This is a genomic window from Flagellimonas profundi, from assembly GCF_017313275.1.
Lineage (GTDB): Bacteria > Bacteroidota > Bacteroidia > Flavobacteriales > Flavobacteriaceae > Flagellimonas > Flagellimonas profundi.
Window position 1 is genome coordinate 132685 of record NZ_JAFLNM010000001.1, and the last position, 23084, is coordinate 155768.

21 protein-coding genes are annotated in these 23084 nt (G+C 47.7%); 5 read left to right on the top strand and 16 right to left on the bottom strand.

Features of this window, described 5'->3' with window-relative positions:
• Nucleotides 1-4: 4 nt before the first annotated feature.
• The 16 genes from traM to J0654_RS00725 form a co-directional block, all read right to left on the bottom strand.
• Complete coding sequence (traM, locus tag J0654_RS00650; RefSeq protein ID WP_207025737.1) at nt 5-1015, bottom strand: conjugative transposon protein TraM; 1011 nt, start codon at nt 1013-1015, stop codon at nt 5-7.
• 62 nt (nt 1016-1077) lie between these two features.
• Nucleotides 1078-1716 (bottom strand): hypothetical protein, encoded by a 639-nt coding sequence (locus J0654_RS00655; RefSeq protein WP_207025739.1) that lies wholly within the window; start codon nt 1714-1716, stop codon nt 1078-1080.
• Nucleotides 1713-2645 carry a TraJ family protein gene (locus J0654_RS00660; RefSeq protein WP_207025743.1) on the bottom strand — a complete coding sequence of 311 codons (933 nt, stop codon included), beginning with the start codon at nt 2643-2645 and terminating at the stop codon, nt 1713-1715. Before J0654_RS00660 ends, J0654_RS00655 begins: the two co-directional genes overlap by 4 nt.
• Nucleotides 2642-3274 (bottom strand): hypothetical protein, encoded by a 633-nt coding sequence (locus J0654_RS00665; RefSeq protein WP_207025745.1) that lies wholly within the window; start codon nt 3272-3274, stop codon nt 2642-2644. The genes J0654_RS00660 and J0654_RS00665 overlap by 4 nt, the downstream gene beginning before the upstream one ends.
• Nucleotides 3271-5832 carry a TraG family conjugative transposon ATPase gene (locus tag J0654_RS00670; RefSeq protein WP_207025747.1) on the bottom strand — a complete coding sequence of 854 codons (2562 nt, stop codon included), beginning with the start codon at nt 5830-5832 and terminating at the stop codon, nt 3271-3273. The genes J0654_RS00665 and J0654_RS00670 overlap by 4 nt, the downstream gene beginning before the upstream one ends.
• Nucleotides 5820-6140 carry a DUF4133 domain-containing protein gene (locus J0654_RS00675; protein ID WP_207025751.1) on the bottom strand — a complete coding sequence of 107 codons (321 nt, stop codon included), beginning with the start codon at nt 6138-6140 and terminating at the stop codon, nt 5820-5822. The genes J0654_RS00670 and J0654_RS00675 overlap by 13 nt, the downstream gene beginning before the upstream one ends.
• An 11-nt stretch (nt 6141-6151) precedes the next feature.
• Complete coding sequence (locus J0654_RS00680) at nt 6152-6508, bottom strand: hypothetical protein (RefSeq protein WP_207025752.1); 357 nt, start codon at nt 6506-6508, stop codon at nt 6152-6154.
• Nucleotides 6441-6797: a hypothetical protein gene (locus J0654_RS00685; RefSeq protein ID WP_207025753.1), complete on the bottom strand. Its 357-nt coding sequence runs from the start codon at nt 6795-6797 to the stop codon at nt 6441-6443. The genes J0654_RS00680 and J0654_RS00685 overlap by 68 nt, the downstream gene beginning before the upstream one ends.
• A gap of 10 nt (nt 6798-6807) precedes the next feature.
• The gene (locus J0654_RS00690) at nt 6808-7335 is read right to left on the bottom strand and encodes a hypothetical protein (RefSeq protein ID WP_207025755.1); all 528 of its coding nucleotides are present in this window, start codon (nt 7333-7335) and stop codon (nt 6808-6810) included.
• An 89-nt stretch (nt 7336-7424) separates the two neighbouring features.
• Complete coding sequence (locus J0654_RS00695) at nt 7425-8108, bottom strand: ParA family protein (RefSeq protein ID WP_207025756.1); 684 nt, start codon at nt 8106-8108, stop codon at nt 7425-7427.
• A gap of 248 nt (nt 8109-8356) precedes the next feature.
• The gene (locus J0654_RS00700; protein ID WP_072882370.1) at nt 8357-8758 is read right to left on the bottom strand and encodes a helix-turn-helix domain-containing protein; all 402 of its coding nucleotides are present in this window, start codon (nt 8756-8758) and stop codon (nt 8357-8359) included.
• A gap of 2 nt (nt 8759-8760) precedes the next feature.
• Nucleotides 8761-11292, bottom strand: coding sequence for a TraM recognition domain-containing protein (locus tag J0654_RS00705; RefSeq protein ID WP_207025760.1), 2532 nt, complete (start codon nt 11290-11292; stop codon nt 8761-8763).
• Between the two features lie 29 nt (nt 11293-11321).
• Nucleotides 11322-11579, bottom strand: a complete 258-nt coding sequence (locus J0654_RS00710; RefSeq protein WP_207025762.1) for a hypothetical protein — start codon at nt 11577-11579, stop codon at nt 11322-11324.
• A 96-nt stretch (nt 11580-11675) separates the two neighbouring features.
• Nucleotides 11676-13196 (bottom strand): toprim domain-containing protein, encoded by a 1521-nt coding sequence (locus J0654_RS00715; RefSeq protein WP_207025764.1) that lies wholly within the window; start codon nt 13194-13196, stop codon nt 11676-11678.
• A gap of 82 nt (nt 13197-13278) precedes the next feature.
• Nucleotides 13279-14094, bottom strand: a complete 816-nt coding sequence (locus J0654_RS00720; protein WP_207025766.1) for a hypothetical protein — start codon at nt 14092-14094, stop codon at nt 13279-13281.
• A gap of 123 nt (nt 14095-14217) precedes the next feature.
• Nucleotides 14218-15444 carry a hypothetical protein gene (locus tag J0654_RS00725; protein ID WP_207025767.1) on the bottom strand — a complete coding sequence of 409 codons (1227 nt, stop codon included), beginning with the start codon at nt 15442-15444 and terminating at the stop codon, nt 14218-14220.
• Between the two features lie 75 nt (nt 15445-15519).
• On the opposite strand from J0654_RS00725, the gene J0654_RS00730 reads away from it, so the two are divergent.
• The 5 genes from J0654_RS00730 to J0654_RS00745 all read left to right on the top strand — a co-directional run bounded on the left by J0654_RS00730 (nt 15520) and on the right by J0654_RS00745 (nt 23005).
• A complete protein-coding gene (locus tag J0654_RS00730; RefSeq protein WP_207025768.1) occupies nt 15520-16320 on the top strand; it encodes a M23 family metallopeptidase in 801 nt (266 codons plus the stop codon).
• Between the two features lie 2 nt (nt 16321-16322).
• Entirely contained in the window at nt 16323-17606 is a 1284-nt protein-coding gene (locus J0654_RS00735) for a hypothetical protein (protein WP_207025769.1), read from the top strand.
• A gap of 3 nt (nt 17607-17609) precedes the next feature.
• A complete protein-coding gene (locus tag J0654_RS00740) occupies nt 17610-17894 on the top strand; it encodes a hypothetical protein (protein WP_207025770.1) in 285 nt (94 codons plus the stop codon).
• Between the two features lie 3 nt (nt 17895-17897).
• Nucleotides 17898-18032: a hypothetical protein gene (locus tag J0654_RS18335; protein ID WP_262897155.1), complete on the top strand. Its 135-nt coding sequence runs from the start codon at nt 17898-17900 to the stop codon at nt 18030-18032.
• 101 nt (nt 18033-18133) lie between these two features.
• On the top strand, nt 18134-23005 hold the full coding sequence (locus tag J0654_RS00745) for a helicase-related protein (RefSeq protein ID WP_207025773.1): 4872 nt from the start codon (nt 18134-18136) through the stop codon (nt 23003-23005).
• The last annotated feature ends 79 nt before the right edge of the window (nt 23006-23084 follow it).

The window sequence follows — 23084 nt, forward strand, 5'->3', positions numbered from 1 at the left end:
CCGTTTACGTTTTCAGGAAAACCTTGTACCCGTTGATCAACAATATTTCGTCGCGGTCCTTCCTTTTTTTATTGGAGAAGAACTTGCCGAATGCCCGTATCGCGTTTTCCGTCATGGGGAGGTCCATTCCATTGGACAGGTCCCTTGAGATGTCCCCCAAGGCACCCTCTTCCACATCGGCGTAGAATTCTGTGAGCAGTTTCCCCGCCCTTTCATTGTAGATACCGAGACCGCCATCCTCCTGGTCATATGCCTTCAGTGCAATTGGAAAATTCCCTATGTTCGAAATATCCATCAACAATCTGGACCCTTGGATGTTCACGGTGGCATAGACAAAGGTGTTCTTGGGGAAAATCCGATCGGCAACCCTGAGTTCTTCCCGTAAGATCAGGGTCACCCTACTGCCGGGAACGACGAATTGGTCCCTATATACCGTGGCCTTCGCCCTTATATCGGCCAAAAGGGCACTATGTTGTGAAACGCTTTCGTTCGGGGCCGAGAAATCCTGGCTTCCCGATCTGCGTTCCTCCCTTGCGCGCTGTAACATTTTTCGGTATTCGATGCGCTTTTCGGTCTCCGAAGGCCCGTTTGTGCCGGAAACATCCGTGTTGTTCGGGACAGTGCCCTCCAATCGCCCCGTTTCAGGTTTGGATAAGGAATTGCCATCGACCAATGAGAAATTTTCAAGGTCTTTCAGGATCTTTTCAAGGGAATCGTTCTCTTTCTCCCTGTCCACTATGTTTGCAGGCCCATCTTTTTTTTGGGATCTGTCCAATGAATCCTTGATCGACTCCTTATAGTAGGTGTTGGGATCTTTTATTTCCATCCCACTTGACCTATCCGGCAGGGAATCATTATAGCCATCGGTCATTCCTCCATCTTGGATGGCACCCTTCAATCCATTGAAACTGGTGGACAAAAAATATATAAGGAGCAGGATGGCAATGGGAAGGGCGAGGGCGAACCCTTTATGGTCCCTGATCCAGTCGTTCAATTTATGGGTGTTCAATGCCATAGTAAAATTTCTTTACCCGATAATCGAGATCTGAACGTACCGGGTTATGTTGTCATCAAATATCATTTGCGTAGGTCCCTGTTGTCCAATACATCGAAACGGACGATCTTAAGGCCGTTCAGATTATTGGGGGTTGATTTGGTCTCCATCAAATAGCCGGTCGTGACCAGGTTCCGATATTCGGTCTCGCCGTCCCTTTCAATTTTTTGCTTTCCGATGAACCTGAACCTGAACGGATAGGAAGAATAGTCAATGATGATACTGTCCTTCTCCAGTTCAATGGAATAGCCACTTTTGGCGATATCCTCGTAATAGTCCTGGTCCACCAAACGGTTATAGAGCCGCATGCCCGAACGATCGACCATGAAAAGCGCCTTTCCCTCGATATTCCTTTTTATGAACCCCAGGTCCGGCTCCAGGCCAAAGAAAAGTTCATGAAAAATCCCCACATGTCCCTCGCACAGTATATCGATGGCCCTTTTGTAGTCCTTGACCCTGACAGTGGCCAATTTCTGGCCGCTGTCCAAAAGGTAAAAGTTGTTCTTTGCACTTTCATTGACCCTATGGACAACATAGGTACAGCACAAAAAACTAAAGAGCATGAAAGTTAAAGATAGGACAACCAAGCGGTTGGATCTTTTCTCTGCCCTTGTAATATCGTTGAAAACCCTATAACCTTCGTTGAATTCCATATTTCTCATTGGATCAAAGTTCTTACACCTTTTGTAGTCCCACCTGTTTTTATATCAATGGCAGTTTGCGCGGCTTTTTTGGCATAGTGCTTGGTCTTTTCCTTCAATTGCCCGGCATTCACGTTCATTCCCTGTACGATAAAATTGGAAAGGGTGGGGGCCTTGAGATAGACGAACAGGTTCATCAGCATCAAAAGAGCACTGGTCAGGACCAGTCCCAGATTGGCCTCCGTACGCAACAAAAGGGAGTCGATGAGCTTTTCCATGATCTTGAGCATAAAATTGTCGATAAGGTGCAACATGGGGATCCAAAGGCAGACGGACATGAATTTCTGCAACCAGGCCTTCCACATGCCCGATAGGGCAGGGATGAAGGACAGCCCGATGTTTAGGGGGCCGAAAACGATGAGGACGAACAGATAGATCACGGACATGGCCTTTATCCCGATGAAGACCACGGTGGAAACAATGGAGGCGAAGGTGGTGATCCCGGAGGTCATCCCGCTCAAGATCAGGGATTCCAGCGCCGACCAGTCCATATCGAACAGGCTCCATGAGGAACCGATGTCCCCCATGGCCCTTGTCTGGGCATGGTATATCTTCAATTGCAGGATATCCCATGAGACATCGTTCCCTTTCAACGATTTTCCGATACCTTCATAGAATTGGAATATCGACCGGGCGAACACCTTGTACTTTAACAGGATGAACGCCAATGGAACCCATTTGAGGTAGGCGAAAAAATCGGCCCGGGTCTGTTCGTTCATGAACACCTTCAATGCGATGATGCCTATCCCGATATAGGCGAATTCCTGGCCAATGTCCATGATGGGATCCACCGCGTCAAAGGCATCCAGGATATATTGGTCAAAAAGTTCGTTCACCTCTTCCCGGATGCCCGCATCCGTCATATTTTGTGTCAGGGCCAGAAAGGTCATCGGTTCAGGTCTATCAATGTTCTTCGTATTTCCCTGCTGGCATCGAGCTGTTTTATTCGCTTGTTGTGTGCGATCAGACCGTCCAATACCCCGTTCAACTTAACGGTGATGTCGTTGATCTTCTTGAGACGTTCCTCGGGGTGCATGAGGGATCTCGTGTTCAGGATGGTCCTGCTCTGCTGGAAAAGGTCCTTTGTCCTCAACAGCGCATCAGTGGCAATGGCCAGGAATTCCTTGGACTCCTCGGACTCCAAATTCTTAAGGTTCCCGATGGTTTCCTGAGATGTCCTATAGGCTTCCAAGATCTTATCCTTTAATTCTGTGATGTTGGAGAGTTCCGTGGATTCCAGTACATAGTCCGGAGCGGTCTTCATGGCATCGAGTTCCTCTTTTAGGATTTCCCTTGACCTAGTGGTCTGATCGTTGTTCTTCTCCATCAGGTCGATTAACCGGTCCAATTTCCGGTTGGTGGTGGCCAATCGGTTTCCCAATGATCGAATCTGAATATGGATCTGGGCCAATTGGTTGTTCGCGATCCCGAGGGAACCATTGGTCGCTGCATCGGTTACGGGAATCTGGCCCAGGGCGACCAAGGGGACCAAATTGAATAGGTAGATGAGTTTTTTCATTTTTTCTGTGTTTTATGAGAAGGACCTAGGGAATAATCTTTGGCCGTCAGTTCCCAATTGTTATGGTTCTTTTTATGCAGTTCATTGATTCTGTGCGATTCCATCGGGTTGGTCTCATAAATGCATTTTTCCACCAATGAGGTTTCCACTCCGTAGACCTTCACCCTGTCCTTCCAACAAAAGGCCACTTCCCGATATTTCCGATCGAGCGGCAGATCCCTGTTCAGGGAAAGGATGGATTGCCTCTGTTTATCACTGAGACCCATCATTTCCTGGATGTTCTCGAAGGCGTTCTCAAAATCCCCCATGTCCAGGAAGACCTTGATATGGGAATTGACCACAATGGCATTCTTGATGACCTCGGAGGCGATAAAGTCATCCACTTTTTGGGAAATGAAGATGGGCTGGCCACCATATTTTCTGGCCATTCTGGACTGGCTGTTGAAATAATCCTCGAACTCTTTTCTGGAAAGGGCCTTCCATGCCTCATCGACCACCATCATCTTGTTGATGGCCAGTTTGTCCCTATCGAGGAGTTTTTTGTCAAAAATTTCCATGACCATCAGGGCGGTAATGGGGAACAACAGTTCATTGTCGATGAGTTTCCCCAGTTTGAAATAGACCAACCTTTCCCCGCCCAAACGGGCGATCCTTTCATCTTCTCGGTTCAACAACCTTTCCCTTGGTCCGCCCTTATAGTATTTCTCCAAAAGGAACAGAAAGACATCGGGGTCGAACACTTCCTTGGAAATCCTTTTTGCACCGACAAGGACCTTGAGATGTCCTTGGCAGTATTCATAAAAGGTATCGAACCGGAAATCGGTGTTCCCGGTCTCCCACATATGGGAATAATATCCGGGCAACAGGTTTTCAAGAACGGTATTCTTGACCTCGTGGGATATTGTATCCCTAGAAACGCCACGGTCGTCACCCGTTATCAATTTCAATAGGGTGACCAGGTTGATGACCTTGGCTTCGCTCAATGCCCTTGATCCATTGTCCTTTTCAATGGTGTCATATGCGTCCAACTTGAAGGGGTTGAAGGTAAAGGGGCGCTTGTCGTCATGTTCGATGATGGTCCCGCCGAACACCATTGTAATCCGTTCATAGGAATTGCCGTCCTCCATGATGATGGCCTCCGCCCCTTGACGGAGTTCCGAGGCAATGAAATGGTTGGCCACATAGGACTTGCCACCGCCGGATCCAGAGGCGATCAACATGCCGCGATTGAATATCCAATGGTTTCTCTCGGGTTCCCGGTAGACACTGACGGAAAGGGGCCTTCCACTGACCCTGTCGATCAACCGTAGACCATCGATTCCTTGCGAACCGTCACGATATTCGCCCTCAAAGTATACCAATGAGGCGGCCATATCGCTGGACATGGGCATGTACATATCCGATGGGAGGCCCACGGCATTCCCCGGGACCCCTGCGAAGAACAGGTTCTTTCGGTCAATGTTGTTTTCCTTGGCGTTGATCTTGAGCTTTTTGAAACCGTCCGCCACGGCACTGCACATTTTTCCATGGTTCCCATCTGCGCTGTTGAACCCCAAAACGTTCAAATGGTAAAAGACGATCTCCTTATGGTTCTCCAAGATGTCGGTATTGAACTCCCGGATCTGATCGGCATAGATCCCATTGCTGTCATCTTTCTTTCCATTGCCGAACTGATCGAAGCGCTTGGCCTTTTTCCTCAACCCCTTAAGGGCCCTTTCCTGTTCCGGGATATAGATGTACTGGTTGATGATGTGTTCATGGGGTATCTTGAACCCGATCGAAAACAGATTGCCAATCGGGAACCGGTTGTGCCGTGTCGTGAATTTTCCGTACAGTTCATAGGGCCCCAGATATTCCTTGGTGAACTGGTCCAGGTTCTCCACGGTAAAGAACCGGGCCTGTTTCTCCCCGATCCTGATGGAATTGTTGGAAAAGTCGATATCTGGCAGGTTTTTGTTGGATGCGGAGAGGCTAAAATATTTGGAATAGAGCCCATCATCGTTAAAAAGTCCATCATACTCCATTATTTCCGAACGGATAAGGCCCGATCCGTTCAATAGGTTCGAGACACTTTCCACCTTCGCCTCGAAATCCAACAAAAGATCCCGGTCAAGGAATTCTTTGGGAATTGTCCTGTCCAAAAAGAAATCCCTTTTTTTCGAGAGAAAGGAATTGACCTTGGTGGGGCCGTATTTGAAGTATCCCGTTGGCACCAAACTGATAAACAGGTAATGCTCGGCCCTTAGAAAAGGACGCTCCTCAAAATGCCGCTCATTGCCGATCTCCATAAAATCACCGTTCAACCGTTGCGGGATGGGGCCGTACCGTTCCTCAAAGAAATGGTCCTGTCGGTGCAGGATCATGTTGGGACCCAATATGTCGACGATATTGAAGAAGAGTCCGTTCAAGGTATTGTAATCCCTTTGGTCCAAAGTGAACACCTCTGGTAGCTCCAATCTCAAGGGAATGGTCAAACAACCCTTTTCCTTTGAAATGAGGGATTTCCTTTCATACCCATAAATGGGGAACACGTCCATCATATCGGCTATCCTTTCCATAGGGGCATATTTTTGTACGGTCGGGAAATCTTGATCTTGTCCGGTCTGGAGGTATCGGCCATCTTTTTGATGAACCCCCTGGCCCCGTAGGTCCTGGAATGGAACAAGAGGATGGCGAACATGGAAAATAGGGTACAGGTGGTTACCACTAGGGCCATGAACGTGGGGATGACCATCGATAAGATGAACCCAAGTGAGAGTACGCCAAGGCCTATATAGATGCAATGATTGATGTACCTGGCCTTGAGGCCGAGGAACAGGACCTCCTTCTGGAGTCCTTTCCGTATAAGGATAAACTTGTCTTCCATGAGGGCCTTTTTTAGGAACGCATGCTGTCCCCAACGGACAAAAGGATCCAGAAAATGGCAAGGCCAAGTATGACCTGTCCCACCTTTTTGGTCAGGTCGCTCTGTTGGTCCCTTAAGTAAAGGAATACCAATCCACCCAAAATGGTGGATGTCCCGGCAATGGTCTTGACGGCACTGATGACGATGTCAGCGATCCTGGAGAGGTCACGTTCCCCTTGTTGGAGTTCTTGGGTCAGTTCGTTCAATTGCCCAAAGGAATCATGTGGCAGGCAAAGGCCCAGCCCGATAAGGAGCAAGATTTTAAGTTTTCGGGTCGGGACCCTCTTTGTCCGTAACATCCCTGTTACGGATGATCTTGAATTTTTCATTTTCTGTGCGAGTTAAGGAATTGTTCAATGCTTCACTTGAAGAGCCTTTGTTTTTGAAAGCCTCCAGGAGTTTGGAGTTGTTCTCGACTTCATCCACCTGGCTGAGTATGGTTTCCAAATCGGCTTGTCCTTCTTGTGAATTATTTACAAATTTATTATTTAAATACAAATAATCATCATTTTCTTTGATTTTTTTGGTTTCCCCTTTCTTTTTTACCAACAGGACCCAGCCCACATATATGTAATACATGGCCGTAATGCCCAATGTTATTTTCCAGAAAAGGTTCAAATACAGTTTATTATAGTTTTTCTATCAGTTTCTCCAATTTGGCCCCGTTCTTATGGACGAATTCTTCCAGGACCTTCCTCAAGATCTCGTTCCGGTTGATCTTTTTTCCCATTTTATAGCCCAATCCAAGGGCCAGCCTTTCATAACCGGCGAGGCATTCCCCGCTCAAGGACATCTGGAACACATCTTTTTTGTCCCTATAAAACTCAGATTCAACGGTTTTATTGAATTCCTGCCAAATTCTTTCCTCGGATTTTGTCATTTTTTTCCGTTTGGCTGGACGGTTCGCGTTTTCCATGGGCCGTGCAACGGTTTCAGCCTTCGGGGTTTCGGCACCATCCGGATCTTTGCCCAACGGTACTTTCTTCTCAGGAGTTCCCGTTATGGCATCGTTGGTAAGATCGGCCGTTTCCCCAGTTTGATCGGTCTCCATTCCGGAGGATCTTTCCTTTTTTAACCTGTCCAACATGCCATCCGTTTTGTCCATGTCCATCGTTATGGCCTTTATCAGTTGGCCCGTATCTTTACTTTTTTTCATTTGTTCATTGCTTGATTTTTGGTCATTGTCTTTTGTAGCCATATTTGGTCCGTCCTAAAAAATCCCTCATTGAGGGTTTCATGGCCATATCAATTATTGGATAATTTAAGGACTTCCTCAAAAAAGTTCCTGATATCCCGTGGTCCCGTCTCCATTTGTTCCGGGATGGGATGGAGGGTGCTCCTGTACTGTTCCCGGTATATGGTCTTCTCCTTGACCACATGCTGCATGAAGGGAAGGCCTGCCGTCAGGACATCGCCCTTTAAGTTCGCGAACTTGTTCTTCTGGACTTCCCGATATTTGTTGAAGAAAAGATGGACCGATCGCAGTACCCGGTCCCCATTGTCCAAGAAGTTTTTCTTCAATGTCCTGTAGAAATTGAAGGTACTGTCGATTTCCAGCTCGTCATGGTCGAAGGGTATGAAGATATGTTCGACGAACATAAGGCCCTGTACCATTTCGAGGCTCAGGCTTCCCGGAAAGTCGATGATGATGTAGTCCACTTTTCCATAATGCTGCAGGATCTTCTCCTTAATGGTCCTTACCGTCACCCGGATTATCGGATATATCGGGATATTGTCTTCTTCGTTTTCGCCGATAAGGTCCAGTTCGCGCTGTCTTTTTTTGAAAATGGAGAACTGGGGGTCGTCCACATCCAAAAGGACGACCTTCTTTCCATAGGTATGGAACAGGTTGGTGGCCAACATGATGTTGAGGGTCGTTTTGCCCACGCCGCCTTTTTCTCCGGCGACTGAAATGATCTTTGTTTTCATATTGATATGTATTTAAGTGAGTAAAGGAATATTTGTATATAGGGTCAATTACATAGGCATTTGTTCAATGGTTTGGATATTTGTTGATATAAGTATTTGTATAATCATACAGTTGGATGATTGCTCATTTGGTGAAATGTTTATTTGTATAAATGAATAAATGAATAAATGAATAAATGAATAAATGAATAAATGAATATTTCAATATAGATGTCCAATGATGGTCCGTGTCAGTTTTCCATCGTTGCTTAAATTTTTGATTTGAACCCCGAAAGGGCTTCCAGTATATTGGACTCCAAGGCCTTGAAATTTTCTTGGATCCCTTCCTGATAGACGAGGTTTTCCCCGATATTGCGCTTCGGGATGAACTCATTGTCCGTGGCGATGATCCACATGGGATTGTAGCCCAAGGAATAATAGTACAGGATCAGTTTGAAGGTGGTAGGGGAGATCGTACCGCGTTCCACATTGGTCAAGGTCGAATAATCGACACCCAATCGCTCACACACATTTTTTCTTGAATAATGGGAATTGCGCTTGTCCGTGGTATCGTCCGCTTCGACCAGATCGTCCCGGATCTCCCTGAGCCTTTTTCCGATGTAATAAAAATCCTCCGCTTTCGCGTTCTTAAGTTCGTCGATATCCTTCATGTCTATAAATTTTGAACGGGGTAGGAGGAATAGGGTTCTTCCTCGAAAAGATCGGCCCCATCCCATAGGGCGGCCAGACTTTCCCCTTTGCTATTATCTTCCTTAAAAGTAGGTCTTTCCTGTGACCCGTCCATATCCTCGAACAGGTCTGGGCCGGACATTTGGTTGAAGTCCTCCAAAAATTCCAGGGCTATCTCCCTGTTTGCGTCCAGTGAAGACCCGATTTCATCCGTTATCTTATCGGGATCGAAGATCGAGGACTTGGGATGTTCCCCCTTGATCTTGAAATATTCGTCCTTGACCAGATCATCAATGTCCCCGAGTACCTTGTGGAAGGCCTCGTCCAGGACCCGTTCCATTTCCCGTTCCAAGAACATCCTTCCGACAAGGTTTTCCATGAAGGCCCTTATCTGGGAGCCATTGGCTTCCTTATTGTCGACCAACTGCCCCAGGTCCTTTAAATGATCGTACAGTTTCAGGTCACGGACCAAGGAAGTGAACTGCATTCGCTCCATCGGGCCATCGCAATTTTCCTTTGTGAAGCTCTCCAGGTAAACGTTATAGAATTCGATGTAATCGTTTTGGGCGAGATCAAGTAGGGCCACCTTGTCAAAAAAGCCGATATCCTCCATCAATGCCAGGCGTTCCCCTACCTTTTTGTCATGGTCCGGGGTCCTGAAGTCCCTGGTGATCGGAAGGGGGAATTTGTCCTGGTGTTTTTTTGCCTCCATGTTCGGTCTCAATAGGCCAAAGCACAGTTTTTGCTTGATGGGATGTTCAAAAGTATCGGCCACGATACCGCCAAAATATCCCGTTGACATCCCGGTTATCTTGCTCTTGGGCATCAGTTCCATCATTTGGGTGCCCATACTGGTGGTCGTGTCGTTCCTTGAGACCGTCCTGGACAGTTTTTCCTGGTGGATCTTCCCAAAAATGTCACTGATGCGCCGGGCCGTTTCCCCCTTGGCAGCACCGCTGAAGACGTTCGCACAGTTGTCAAAGATCACATCGGCCAGTTCCTTGCCGTAATCGGCGATGAGCTGGGAGACGCTTTGGATGCCAAGGACAGTGGCCACCAAATGGGACCTCCCCGTATCGATGATCTTTCTGAGGCCCATGATGAAGATCGTGGGCACCTCGTCAAGGATCACCCCCATGGGCCTGCCCCCGGGCCTGTTGACCACCTGAAGGGCCTTGTTGATGATAAGCCCGATGGGTGCGGCATAGATTTCCGATCGGTCCGGATTGTTCTGCACGCATACGATCTTGGGCCTGGATGTGCTGTTGATGTCCAATTGGAAATCATTGCCGGTCATCACATAGAATATCTCCTTGGTGGCGAGCATGGAGAGTGATATCTGGGCACTGGCGGTCTGACCGGCCAATTGTTGTCCAGCTTCCCGTTCCAATGCATCCTTGAAGGGGATCATCAGGTTACGGACTTCCATGTCCCTCAGGATAATGTCCAAGAGCACCTGTATATTGACCGTTGAAAGGATGATGACATGGGGGAGGGTACAGATGTTGGTCCCGGTCTCCTCCGCTTTCTTCTTCAGGTACCAGATGAGCCCCGAAACAAAACTGATGGCACTCCTTGAAAAGAAATCGTTCTGTTTGATCCATTCCTTATTGAGGTTCTTCATGATGATGGTGGCCGCATCCGAGGCATCGATCTGTGACTTCATCAAGTAGGGGCTAATGGGATTGTTCCGGTGGGTCCTTTCCGGATCATCGAAGGAAATGGTGTAAAACCCGGGTAGGGAACCCAACTGTTCCGGATCATCAGTGCCGAGTTGTTCCTTCTTTTTCAGCCAATGGTTATAGGCGATACGGGAAAGTGTATCGAACTTGAAGTCATAGATGAGCAAGGTGAACATTTTGCCGATAAGCTGCTCGATGATCTCTTCAAAAAGGGCAAACGACTTCCCACTTCCCGGTGTACCGATGATCAACAGGGCCCTAAAGAGGTTGACGAAGTTGACCCAGCCTTTTCTGATCTTTCCCTTGAAACGGTAGTCATAGGGAATGTTCACCGAATAGGGGGTATCGATCTTTTGTTCCATCTGCTGGAACGTCTCGTTCCCCTCATTGAAAGGGTCCTCTTTGGAAAGGTCGGTAAAGGAGAGCACTTGAAAGAGATGGACACTGCCCGATAGGGAAAACAGGAACCCCAGGAAATAGCACGGTACCGAAGACCAATACAAAACAATATTGGGAACCTTAAGGACATCACCGGCACCAAAGAATAAAATTCCAAGGGTCAGGTACGACACGCCCTTGGTATAGGTCTTTTCCGCTATCTTTTTGGGATGGTACAACATGACCGCAGCCACAATGGCCATGAGCAATAACAGTTTGCCCAGATACTTTTGGTGCAACGGCCCGAACTTCATAAAAAAACCATAGATCCATCGGAGTATCGGGCCATCGATCCCATGGTAGGCCAATAGCGCATAATGATCGATATAGCCGATCACCGCAAAAAGTGCCACGGAGAGGAACATGGCCGAATGTGCCAACCTTTTATCTTGCATGGAAGGGAAGAATATGGTCCATTATGGGATCAACCAAAGGTCTTTTCCCTCCATCCCTCCAAAGCGATGTCGGATGCCTCCTGAAAGGAAATCCCCTTCTCCCGTACCATTTCGATGGTAGTGTCCAACAGGACCTTTGATTGGTCCCGGATGAACTGGGTATATCCATCCCCCATTTGGAGGCGGTTCTTGAGTTCCATATCGTTCTCTTCGATAAGTGCATCCAGCAGTTCATAGTAGTATTGGTGGTCCTTCAACCCTTCCGATAGTTCTTCCATTATTTTCATTTGTTTAAATTTAAGTCAATACATTGATATTTGTTTATTACCCTTTCTATGGATATTGGTGTTTGATATGTCCCAAAAAACCCCTCTTTGAGGGTTTTATATTTTTAATTGTGCGATGTTCTCCTTTGATGTCTTTTTGTGCATAAGGTGCGCCGCAATGGCCCGAAAGGGGATCATATAGGAATACCGGAGCCCAAAATCGGCCAAGACCCCGGTTGGGCGTATTTCCTCTACGATGCCCTCATTGGGGGCGCCCTCCGGTCCGCTTTTGGTCTTGAGGACGATCTTGTCCCTTGGGCGTATCCTATCCGGATCCACGGTCCCAAGTTGTTCGTACCTTTCCTTCTTGCTGCTTTTCAGGTCGTCGTTCCAATCCTTGCCCAACGATTTCATGATCTTGGCCCTTACAGGAAGGTACAGTCCGCCCAAGGTGGTCAAAAATACCCGTAGTGCCTTGGCCATCTGTGGATCCAAGATGGTTGTGGATCTGGATTCCGGGATTGAAAATTCAAGAGCCAACTTGTCCGAAAAAAGGATGGTCTTGAACCCTTGGCCCTTTGGGAACGCATTACCGACCGAATCTTCGATCGTACGGGCATCATGGGCCATTTGACCGCGACGGTCCTTATGGTAGTGGATGTTCATCGATACCCTCTCCCGGTTGATCCTGTTCTCGATATAGACCCCTTTTGCCATGCCATTGATGAGCTTGGTGAAAACTTGGACATCAAATCGGTGTCCCGTGGCATCGTTGTCGAAAATGGACACGAGATGGATTCCTTTTCTTGAAAGAAAGGGGGTGATGAGCTCATAAAAGAAATCCAGTTTTTCGGTATAGACGTTCCCTCCAAAGGAAACATATAGATCACCCCTTTTTCCCTCAAGTTCATGGAAGGACAGCAGATCCACCCCGCTTTCCCCAAAAATGATCCGTTGGGCCCCTTCTTTCGGTGGATTGGAACTGAACAGAAAATGGTCCTTTCCGTTGAGCACCAAGCGGAATTTCTTGAGTTCCCCCGTATGCCTGTCCCTATAGGGCCTGTTGTACAGGATATAGTTCCTGGGGGTTCCCCCGATATCGAATTTTGGAAAGGCCACATTGGCGATCTTGCCTCCATTGTCGTTATGGTGGAAGGCATTAAAGATCCTGTCCCTAAAGGGATCGGATGCAAGGGTTTCCATCGCAATGCCCCTTTCCTTGGTCAGGTATATGGCATTCCGAATTGGTACTATGTTGTAATTTTCCTCCAAGGATTTTCTTTTGGTCTTTTTTTGGGGGACCTTTGGGCTTCGTGCAATATGTTCGTGGGCACTGTCAATGATTTCCAGGCCCTGTTCGACGGCCCTGTAAAAGTTCTCCTCCCTATTCTTTAGGAACGAAAAGAAAAGTCCCTTGTCCTCCGAGTCATTGCGGTTGAAATAGGGGATGGGGTCCCTTGAGGTCATCAGGACGATCCGGTCGCCCTCCTTGGCGAATTCCATTGATCCTGCACTTTTTTTGAGCAGTACATGGCCCGTGCGCAATAGATGGCCTCCAAAGTCCACTTCCCGGTTGATCTTGCCGATCAACCGTTTATAATATTCTGGGTCTTCTTTATAGCTGATGGTGTTCTTCATGATTGATAAGATTGAAAAAAGCCGATATATCGGAATATGCCGGCTTTTGTTCATCAAATGGACCTTTTGGCTCCCTATTTGCTCATGGCATTATGCTGTTTCTTTTTTTTTTCGTCCCCGACCACAACGGACCCTTGGTTTCCAGATTCTTTACATTGGCCTTTTCCGGGGATTTTGTAATGAACCTTTCTGCCCTTGGGCTATAGGTGACGTTATAGGTCTTCCTGCCCTTTTTGGTGGCGATGGAAATTTCCACGGTCTCTCCCTTGTTCATGGCATCGGCCTGCTGTTTGGTCAATTGCTGCCCATAGAAATAAGTATTCTCTGAAAGGGCGGTCTTCGTCCTGATGTCATTGAGCTTTGGCTCGTAATAGGCCAGCTTCGGGAACATTTCCCCATCCTTGGTCGCCCCATTGAAGACGATGGATCTACCGTCATTGACCATGGCCTCGAACTCTTCCTTGGAGAACTGGTGGTTATAGGCGGTGGCCTGGGCAAGGGTCACAGGCTGGTTCCTCTTGATCTGTACATCCAATTTGGACCCGCTCTGGGAACTGTACATCAATTGGACGGCCTTGACACTTTCCTTGAGTTCCCCTTCGTTGACATAGGTGGAGCGATGGATGTACTCCTCTCCCTTGACAAGGGCATCCTGTACGTTCTCGGGAAGCTTGTCAAAACTGATATAGGCGCCCTCCAATTTTTCCTTGGCCTCCCCATAGGCGAACCGTTGGGCGGGGGACCGCATTTTCTCAACATAGGGACTGGTCTCGTCAATGTTGAATTCCAGGCCTCCCTGGGTCTTGATCTTTAGGATGCTTTCCTCTTTGGAGAGGATTTCCCCTTTTTGCCAAATTTGGTTCACTTTTACGAAAACCCTTTCTACTTGTTTTTCCATTTTACTGAGTATTTAATTGTTAAGGAATATTGATTTTCGTACCTTTGCGGTACTTGTTGATATTCATTTATCGATGAGTTAAGGAATATTTCGGAAAGAGGGCGGGAGCGCTCTTTTTCCATTTTATAAAGCTATCCGGTAATCCTCCATCTGCACCTCCTTCCCCTTTAATGTAATACTTTGGTCCGATTCCCATTCCAAATGCCAATTGGCCATTTTGGGTTTGAGAATGTCCAATGTTTTGCCCAGATAGTTCTTATGATAGGACCAGACAAAATATTTGATGGCACCCACCTCAAGGGGCACCCTTATCGAAATACCGTCCCCTTCCTTCCCTACCACAATACTGTGGCGGTTGATGCGGAATTGGTCCAGGGCCTTGTTGTACTTTAAAAAACTTTTTGCCAATCCTTGGTTGAAGGCCTTTATGGAATTATAAAAGCGCAGAAAGGATTTTTCGTCCCCTACCTGGAACTTGACCTTTAGGTCCCCTTCACCAAGTTTCAACATGAAATTGGTGTCATCGATGAAGGAAATGAAACTGAGGTCCCGTAGATACCCTTCTATCTTTTTGCTACCGGTGAACGAGAGGATGATCTTTTTTACTTTGGTCAATTTGCGGATCTCGAACAAAATTTTGGTGGTCTCATAATTGATCTCCCCAAGGGCCATATAGACGGCATTGTCGAGTTGGAACTTCCTGTGAAAGGCTATGGCCTCCCTGGGATCCTTGAACACGACCAACCATTCGATTGTTTTGGGGATATTGGAATACCAAAGGGAATGTTTGGCATCGGATTCCCTATAGGGCCGGACCCCCTTGTCACTGTCCAGGAAATATCCGGCGGTCTCATTCTGGATATTGTAGAGGGGGAACAATGGCTCCCCTGAAGGAGCCTCATAGATACGGTCCTTAAAGACATCCGTTCCGGCAACATCGGAGTAAACCCCCTCCGACTTTCCCTTGAACGGCACCGCATAGGAATGGAAGTGGTTGAATTCCGTAGTAACCCTTTCCAGGCCGATATCCTTGGACATATCCAACATCAATTCCTTGGCCGCTGTCACCTGATGGTACTTTTGATCGACCTTGTCCCAAAGGGTTTCGCTTTTTTTTCCCTCTGTCCTGGAGACCTCTTCCAAGACAAGGTCCGAAGCGGACAGTTTGTTCTGGGGGCTCTCCACGTGGTAATATAAAAACCCTTTTTCGGTATGGATGACCACGCTGTAACAGCCGTTCCTTTTGAACAGGAAATGGGTGGGTTCCCTTTTTACAGGTTCGTGACCGAAATGCCCGAACAGGGCGGCGAGGTCTATCAAATGGTCTTTGTCCAACCAACGGTCCAACATATGATTAAAAATCGTTTATTTGTAAATAATTAATAAGTTTGTAACTGACACCACAAATATATAAAAACTTTTCAAATGGCAATGGTTTTCAATAAAAAAGGTCTGAAACGGATATTGGGACATCTGATATCCTTTGGCAAGAAGGAGGTCCGGTACCTCATATTCCTTATCGTTGCCCTAACGGTACTTCTATTGGGCAAGGCCTTTTCCATGATGGAGGAGGATATCGGGGAACAGATGGTGGCCATGGACCGCTATGGTATGTCCCTCAGGGCCAATACAGGGAATGCCCCAATGGACAGCGTGGTCTCGGACAGGGAAAGGGAGCGGTTGCTCTTTGAAATAGAGGAAAGGATCGTAAAGTATCTTTTCCAGATCCCGGACTACACCTATATGTCCTCCCTGGAAACCTATTTCAGGTACAGTCCCGGACTGTTGGACGAAATCCCCTCGTGTACGCCCTTGGAAAAGGGGGACTATAGGTTGAGCAGTGCCTTTGGGTACCGTGTACATCCCATTTCCGGAAAAAGGAAAAAACACATGGGCCTGGATTTTGCCGCCCCCAGGGACAAACAGGTATATGCCACTGCATCGGGTACGGTGGTTTCAATCCTTCGTTCCAAAACGGGGTATGGTACCCACATCATCATCCGGCACCGTTTTGGTTTCAGGACCCTTTACGGGCACCTGACAAAGGTCTTGGTGGGCAAGGGGCAATTTGTCCAACAGCACGAATTGATCGGGACTGTGGGCAGTTCAGGGGATTCCACTGGATGCCATCTGCATTATGAGGTCAGCAAGAACAGCGAAAAGATCGATCCCATACCCTCATTGGACCTGAAGCGTAAGATCATACTTGAACTCATCGAACAATAATTATGGAGCCATTACAGGAAAACAGACGACCAGACCCATGGCAAAGGGCAAGAAAGCTCATGGCCAGATTATGGAACCTTAAGGAAAAGTTGTTGAACAGGGACTTTAGGGACTTTGCCACGTTGGAATATGAAAGGGTCCGCCCGGAGGACATCCAGGACATCCAAAGGCTCAAGTATCACAGGAACCTGGATATGGCCAAAACGGGGCATGCGGATGCTTCGTTGAACGGCCTGATTTCCTATCATCGGAAAAAAGAAGGGTTGGTGAAACTCGACCAAGGAGTGGTTGCCATGGGAACCATCAAGGTCAGTGAAAATGACGACCTCCTGGCCTCGATCCGGTTCGGGTACGACAGACATCGGAAAGCCCCCGTTATGGCCCTGAGGGACCATGATAACATTCCCATATGGAAACCACTGGATTGGCCGGAACTCTTGGGAAGATTGTCCAGTCTTCATCCAAAGGCAACGGACGGACTTGAGTTAGGACATTCCTTTTTTGCAAGGGACATCCAAAGGACCGTTCCATCCGATTTCGAATCCCTCGGTAAAATGTATGACCTCATTATCGAAAAGTCCTTTAGGTCCAATAAATACTTTGGGAACGGGGTATTGCCATTGGATGCAGGGGTATTGGAGCATCTCTTGGAGCATCTCTTGGAGCACCTGCACAGACCGATCCTGTTCCCAGCATCGATAAAAGGCCATGAAATCCTAAGGTTGACGGAGGCCAATGCACATTATCTTGTCTTCCAACCCTTTCTCAAGACCTCTGCGGATTTGCTGCACCTTACCCGTGAAGAAATCCAAGAAATGCTCCGGAACGAACGGGTCGATCGGATTGCCAAGCTCAGGTTCGGACTTGTCCTCGGCATCAGGGAGGGGCAGTTGTACATTGGTAAAAGGAACGGTGAAAAGACCCAGGGGATGGACTGGACAACTTTCAGGGAAGCTATGGAGTCCCTTGCCCATAGTGCCAAGGTCAAGTACTACTTGGCCAAAAAGATTGTAAAGGAAAAGGACTTCGTGATCGAAAAGGGTGCGATCCGATTGGAAAGCGGTGGACGGACCGCTTATCTAAAAAGGCATTATATGGATGGCCGATGGCACTATGCCGAAACCGGCCGAAATAATCAAGAACTACATTTCAGGCCTGTCAATGGACCGGTCATGGGACACCTTCGGACCCATTTTTCGGATTCGGAAAATCTACAGATGGCATTGGATGCAATCAAAGAACAGAAACTGGACATAAGGAAAATCGAAAACACGCTAAATATATGAACCATGAAAACAAGAACAATCATCAGAACGGGCCAGTATGACCACTGGCAAAGGGAAATCGTAAGGGATGGATCGGGGACCCATTATGTACTTGTGGAGGGGGTGCCCCATCATACCACCAAAACGGGGGAACCTACATTTCCGTTACGAGACTTTGTGTTCCAGGATATGGGAAAATCGCCCACATTTGATGGCAATGATTACCCCTATGGATTCGATCCAATGCTATATAATCTGGAAAAGGAGCAGATCAAGAAACCCAAAGAACAGAACATGCTAAAACTATAGGTCATGAGATCCATCCTTGGCAATAGCGGCCCGGACCGCAGACCAGTTGTTTTGGCCAGGATCCAATTGGACAGGGATAAAAACCTGTACGATATAATGATCTCCCTTGACATTCATGCATTCGGCTTTAACATTTAAAAGAACATAGCACTATGGCATTACAACCTTAAAACATGGGTAACAACCCCTACAGGGCCGACCTTAATGGACGGTCCAAAAAATTCCTTAACTCACGATCTATGAAATACTCAAAAAAGAAATATCTGGACTTTATGGTCCGGACCATTGACGCATTGCGAAATTCGGACACCCTCGGGCATACGTTCATCAACAATCCAGGGTTCGGCAACATTTTCGACATCCTCAAAAATGAAAAATACCGGGAACGGTTTTTAGGTGCATTGAACCAATATGTGGGCGATACGTATACGGATACCCTTGTGGACAGCCTAAAAAAGGGCTCACTGAACTCGTTCTATACCCCAGTGCCCGTAATCCGGGCCATGATGGAATTTTTGGCCGGGATACCCGACTTTTCCCCAGGGACCATTTTGGAGCCCAGTGCGGGGAACGGGTTGATCATCAGGGAACTGTTGCACCGATATCCCAAGGCCAGGGTCACGGCCTTTGAAAAGGAGATCCTGACCGCACGGATCTTGGAACATAATTTCAAGCACAGGGACAATGTTCGGGTGTTCGGCATCCCATTTGAGGGTATCGGCCAGAGCGATGCCACCAAAAGTTATGATCTGGTCATCAGCAACATCCCCTTTGGTGCCAACAAGGTCTTCGATCCCGACCTTGCAGGCCATCCGTTAAGGGACGGGCTTACCAGCAATGTCCATAGCTACTTTGTCCATAAAAGTCTGGCATTGGCCAAACCAGAGGGATTGGTGGTATTGATATGTACCAAGAATTTCCTTGATAAGGCAAAATATGGGCAAATCCGTGAAGATGTCATTAAGGACAATGATTTTTTGGGTGGGGTCAGGTTGCCGGACAATGCCTTTGAGCAGGAAAACACCTCGGTGATCGCCGATATCCTGGTCTTCCAAAAAAGCCGTGCCAAGAACCCATCCTTGGAACAGGGGGAAAGGAACCGACTTTTCATGGGAACGGCAAAGGTCGATTTTGAAGGCAACGAAATCCAAATGAATGCCTATTTTGATGCCCATCCCGAAAATATCCTGGGGACCATGGAACCGGGAGGGCTTTATGATCGTTCCGATTATACCGTAAAGAACCCCAATAATATTGCCACTATCGAACCCGCCATAAGGGAAGCCTTGTTGACCTTAAGGTCATCGATTACCAAATCAAGGACAGTAACGGAGAAAAAAACGGATATGGCCGCTGTGCCTAGAAACCCTCAACAGTCATATGAAGGCCCATTAAGACCGGGCAGCCTAATCGTAGCGGAACAAAAAATTGCAAAGATTACCGATTCCGGCCAGTATTACTACTTGAAGACCAAACCGGCCGAGTTCGATAAACTGACCAAGATCATCTCCTTACGGGACACCTATGTAAAGCTGTTGGATCCCAAGGTCGTAGATGGACAGAAAATCTGGGAGGACCTGAACTATCAATACGACGTGTTCCTTTTCCAATACGGGAACCTGAACGACAAGGCCAATTACCATTTAGTGACCCTAGATGTCCAGGGACCTTTGATACTGGCATTGGAAAGCCCTGAACAAGGGACTTTTGCCAAGGGCCAATTTCTTTTGACCCCCTGGGCCCCACAAGTGGAAGAAAGCCCCGAACGGTTGACCCTACAGGATGCCATTTATTTTTCCCTGAACCGGTACAATCGGATCGATATCGATGCCATTGCCGGGCTTACGGACAAGCCGAATGAAACCGTGATCAGGGAATCCCTTTCCAAGGGCCTGTTGTTTATCGACCCGACCGAAGATGGGTGCAGGCTTGCCCCAAAATATCTGTTTGTGTCCGGTGTCATCCATAAAAAGATACAATGGTACCGGAACAACGATTTTGGGGAGTTCCGTTCCTTTGTGGACAAGGACATCCTCTCCCGGTCCATTTTGGAACTGGAAAAGGTCAACCCGCCGATTACCCCGTTCGAGGATCTCGATGTCAAGATCCATGAGCCCTGGTTTCCCATTGAGGTGACCCAATCCTTTATTTTCGACACCTATGGTACATTGGCACACATAAGCTACAATGAGACCACTTCAAAATACATGGTCAAGATCGAAAAATACGACTATGCGAGCGTCAAAAAGTTTTACGTCAGTTCCGAACACCGATACTACGGTTTCAAGGACATCCTGGAAGGTGTCCTGAACTCGACCATACCCTATATATCAAAAGGGTCCGGGGATTTTAAAAGGACCGACAAGACCAAGATGCAGGAGGTGAACATAAAGTTTGAGATCCTATACAGGGAATTCAACGAATATGTGATCGGGAACAGTGAACTCAAAAAGTCGTTGGAGTTCCAATTTTATTCCATTTATGATGCCAAGATCATGCCCAAATATGATGGGAGCTATCTGGAGTTCCAGGGATTGAGACACTTTGAACCCTACAGTAGTCAAAAAGACACCGTGGCCGGGATCATCATCAACCAAGGTCTCCTGGTCAATAAGGAGGTCGGTTTCGGAAAGACCCTGGATATGGCACTTTCCACCGAAAAACTCCGTGAACTCGGCCTGTCCAAAAGGACGGTGATCATCGGCCTGAGATCGACGGTGGTACAGTTGGAAAAGGAGTTCCGCAATGCCTTTCCCCAAATGAAACTGTTGGTGGCCAACGACAGGGAGGTGGCGGGACTCCAGAAAAGGAACGCCTTTTTTGCCAAGGTCGTCTCCCAACGTCCCGATGTGGTATTGATGAGCCACGATACCTTCAAGTTCATACCCCAGTCCCCCGAGATCATCAAGGAAATCATCCAAGAGGAACTGGACAATCTGGAAAAGGACCTGGGAGTGATCTATGAGAACAAGTACGATATCAATAAAAGGGTACTGAAGGGGCTGGAGATACGAAAGGAAAACCTGGAGGCACAGCTCCAGAACATTTACCACCAGATCGAAAAAGGAAAGGACAGGATATTGACCTTTGACCAATTGGGATTTGAGCATATCATGGTCGACGAGTCCCATAAGTTCAAGAACCTGATGTACACCACCAGGCATTCCAGGGTGGCAGGCCTGAACACCAGTACCGGATCTGAAAGGAGCAAAAACCTGTACACGGCGATCAGGACCCTCCAAAGATCCAGAGGGAAAGACTTTCAGGCCACTTTTCTATCGGGCACGCCCATCTCCAATTCCATAACCGAGGTGTACGTCCTGTTCAAGTACCTGATCCCGGAAAGGCTCAAGGAAATGAACATAGCCTCCTTTGACCAATGGGCCCAGGTTTTCGCCAATAAATCCTATGAGTTCGAGCCCACGGTCTCGGGGGACTATAAGGTCCGTGAGCGGTTCCGCTCCTTCAAGAAGATGAAGCTGTTGTCCACCCTGTACAATGAAATTTCCATCATCGTCAACGCACGGACCCACCATATCGATCGGCCCAAAGCGGTGATGGATGTACATACCATCAAGCCCACCGAGGGCCAATTGGCCTATTTTGAACAAATAAAGACCTTTCTTGGAACAGGGAACAGTGACCATCTGTATGGCAACAAGACCTATACCGAGGATCAAAAGGGGGCACTTTCCCTGATTGCGCTGCACCATATGCGGCATGCCTCCATCGATCCCAGATTGCTCAACCCCGATCTGGAGGATCCCGGGGAGGCCAAATTGCGAATCATCGCCCGTGAGGTCTATCGGACCTATACCGAGAGCAACGATTTTAAAGGTACCCAGGCGATTTTTTCCGATCTGGGCACCCCAAAGGACACCTTTAACGTTTATTCGGAGATCAAGCGGATCTTGACCGAGGAATTTGATGTCCCGTCCGAAGAGGTGGTGTTCATCCACGATTTCAAGACCGATGGAAAAAGGCTCCAATGCTTTGATGACCTGAACTCCGGCAAGTACCGTATCATCATTGGCTCCACGGAAAAATTGGGAACAGGAACCAATATCCAGCGAAGGATGGTCAGGATCCACCATGTCGATATTCCCCATCGGCCCACGGACGTGGACCAGCGTAACGGAAGGGGCGCAAGGAAAGGGAATGAAATGGCCAAAAAATATTGGGACAATAAGGTCACCATCTCCTTTTATATCGTCGAGAACTCCACCGATGCCCTGATGCTCAATAATGTCAATACCAAAAAGAACTTTATCGAACAGATCACCAATGGAACCATCCAGTTCAACAGACTGGACATGGGCCCAGTGGACGACAACGGGTCCATCGATTACAAGACCCTGTTGGCCGTGGCCAAGAACGACCCGCTCTTTCTGGAAAAGGAACAACTGGGCAAGAGGCTGGAAGAGCTTCAACTGGAACGATCCATCTTCAAGCGTAACAGGCTTGAAGCGGAGAACAACATCCGGTTCCATTCCAGGGAGAGGGAAAAGGTATCGAAGAACATTGAAAAGCTCGAAAGGGACCTGCCGATATGGCAATTGATGGAAAGCAAGGAAACTTATTATGGACTTGTCAGGGATGCTATGGAGCTTCCATCAAATGCCCAGGATACGGATATTGGACAGGCCATTATCGATTTTTTTCAGAAGCACAATGGCATGGCTTCGGAACACCAGGTCCTAAAGATGGATGGGGCGAGGCTGTGCATCAGGATAGAGGATGTGGAGACCCATTCCCTATTTGTCCGGACCGACAATGCGACCTATGGACATGGGGCCAGACGAATCGTTACGAACCCCAAGAGTGTTGCCGATTACATGTACAATGCCCTTTCCAAGGTTCCCCGGTCAATTAAGGACCAAAAGGAACTGGCCCTTGACCATGGACACCACATTACCGCCAACCAAAAGATCTTGGACCTTGATTTTGATAAATCGGACGAACTCAAGGAGGTGGAAACAAGAATGGAACAGATCAACGATGAACTGGACAAAAAGTTCGATGTGGATATTACTGATAAGGAAAAAGAACCTGAAAAATCGGTAATCTCCCATTCGGAGTCCTTGGATGTAGGGACGGGCCGATCATTATGAACCGTTCCAAGGCCATGGTTGCAATTTTATACCCTCGGGTACAATACCAAATGGTAAAAAAGCCTTCATGGAAAATTAT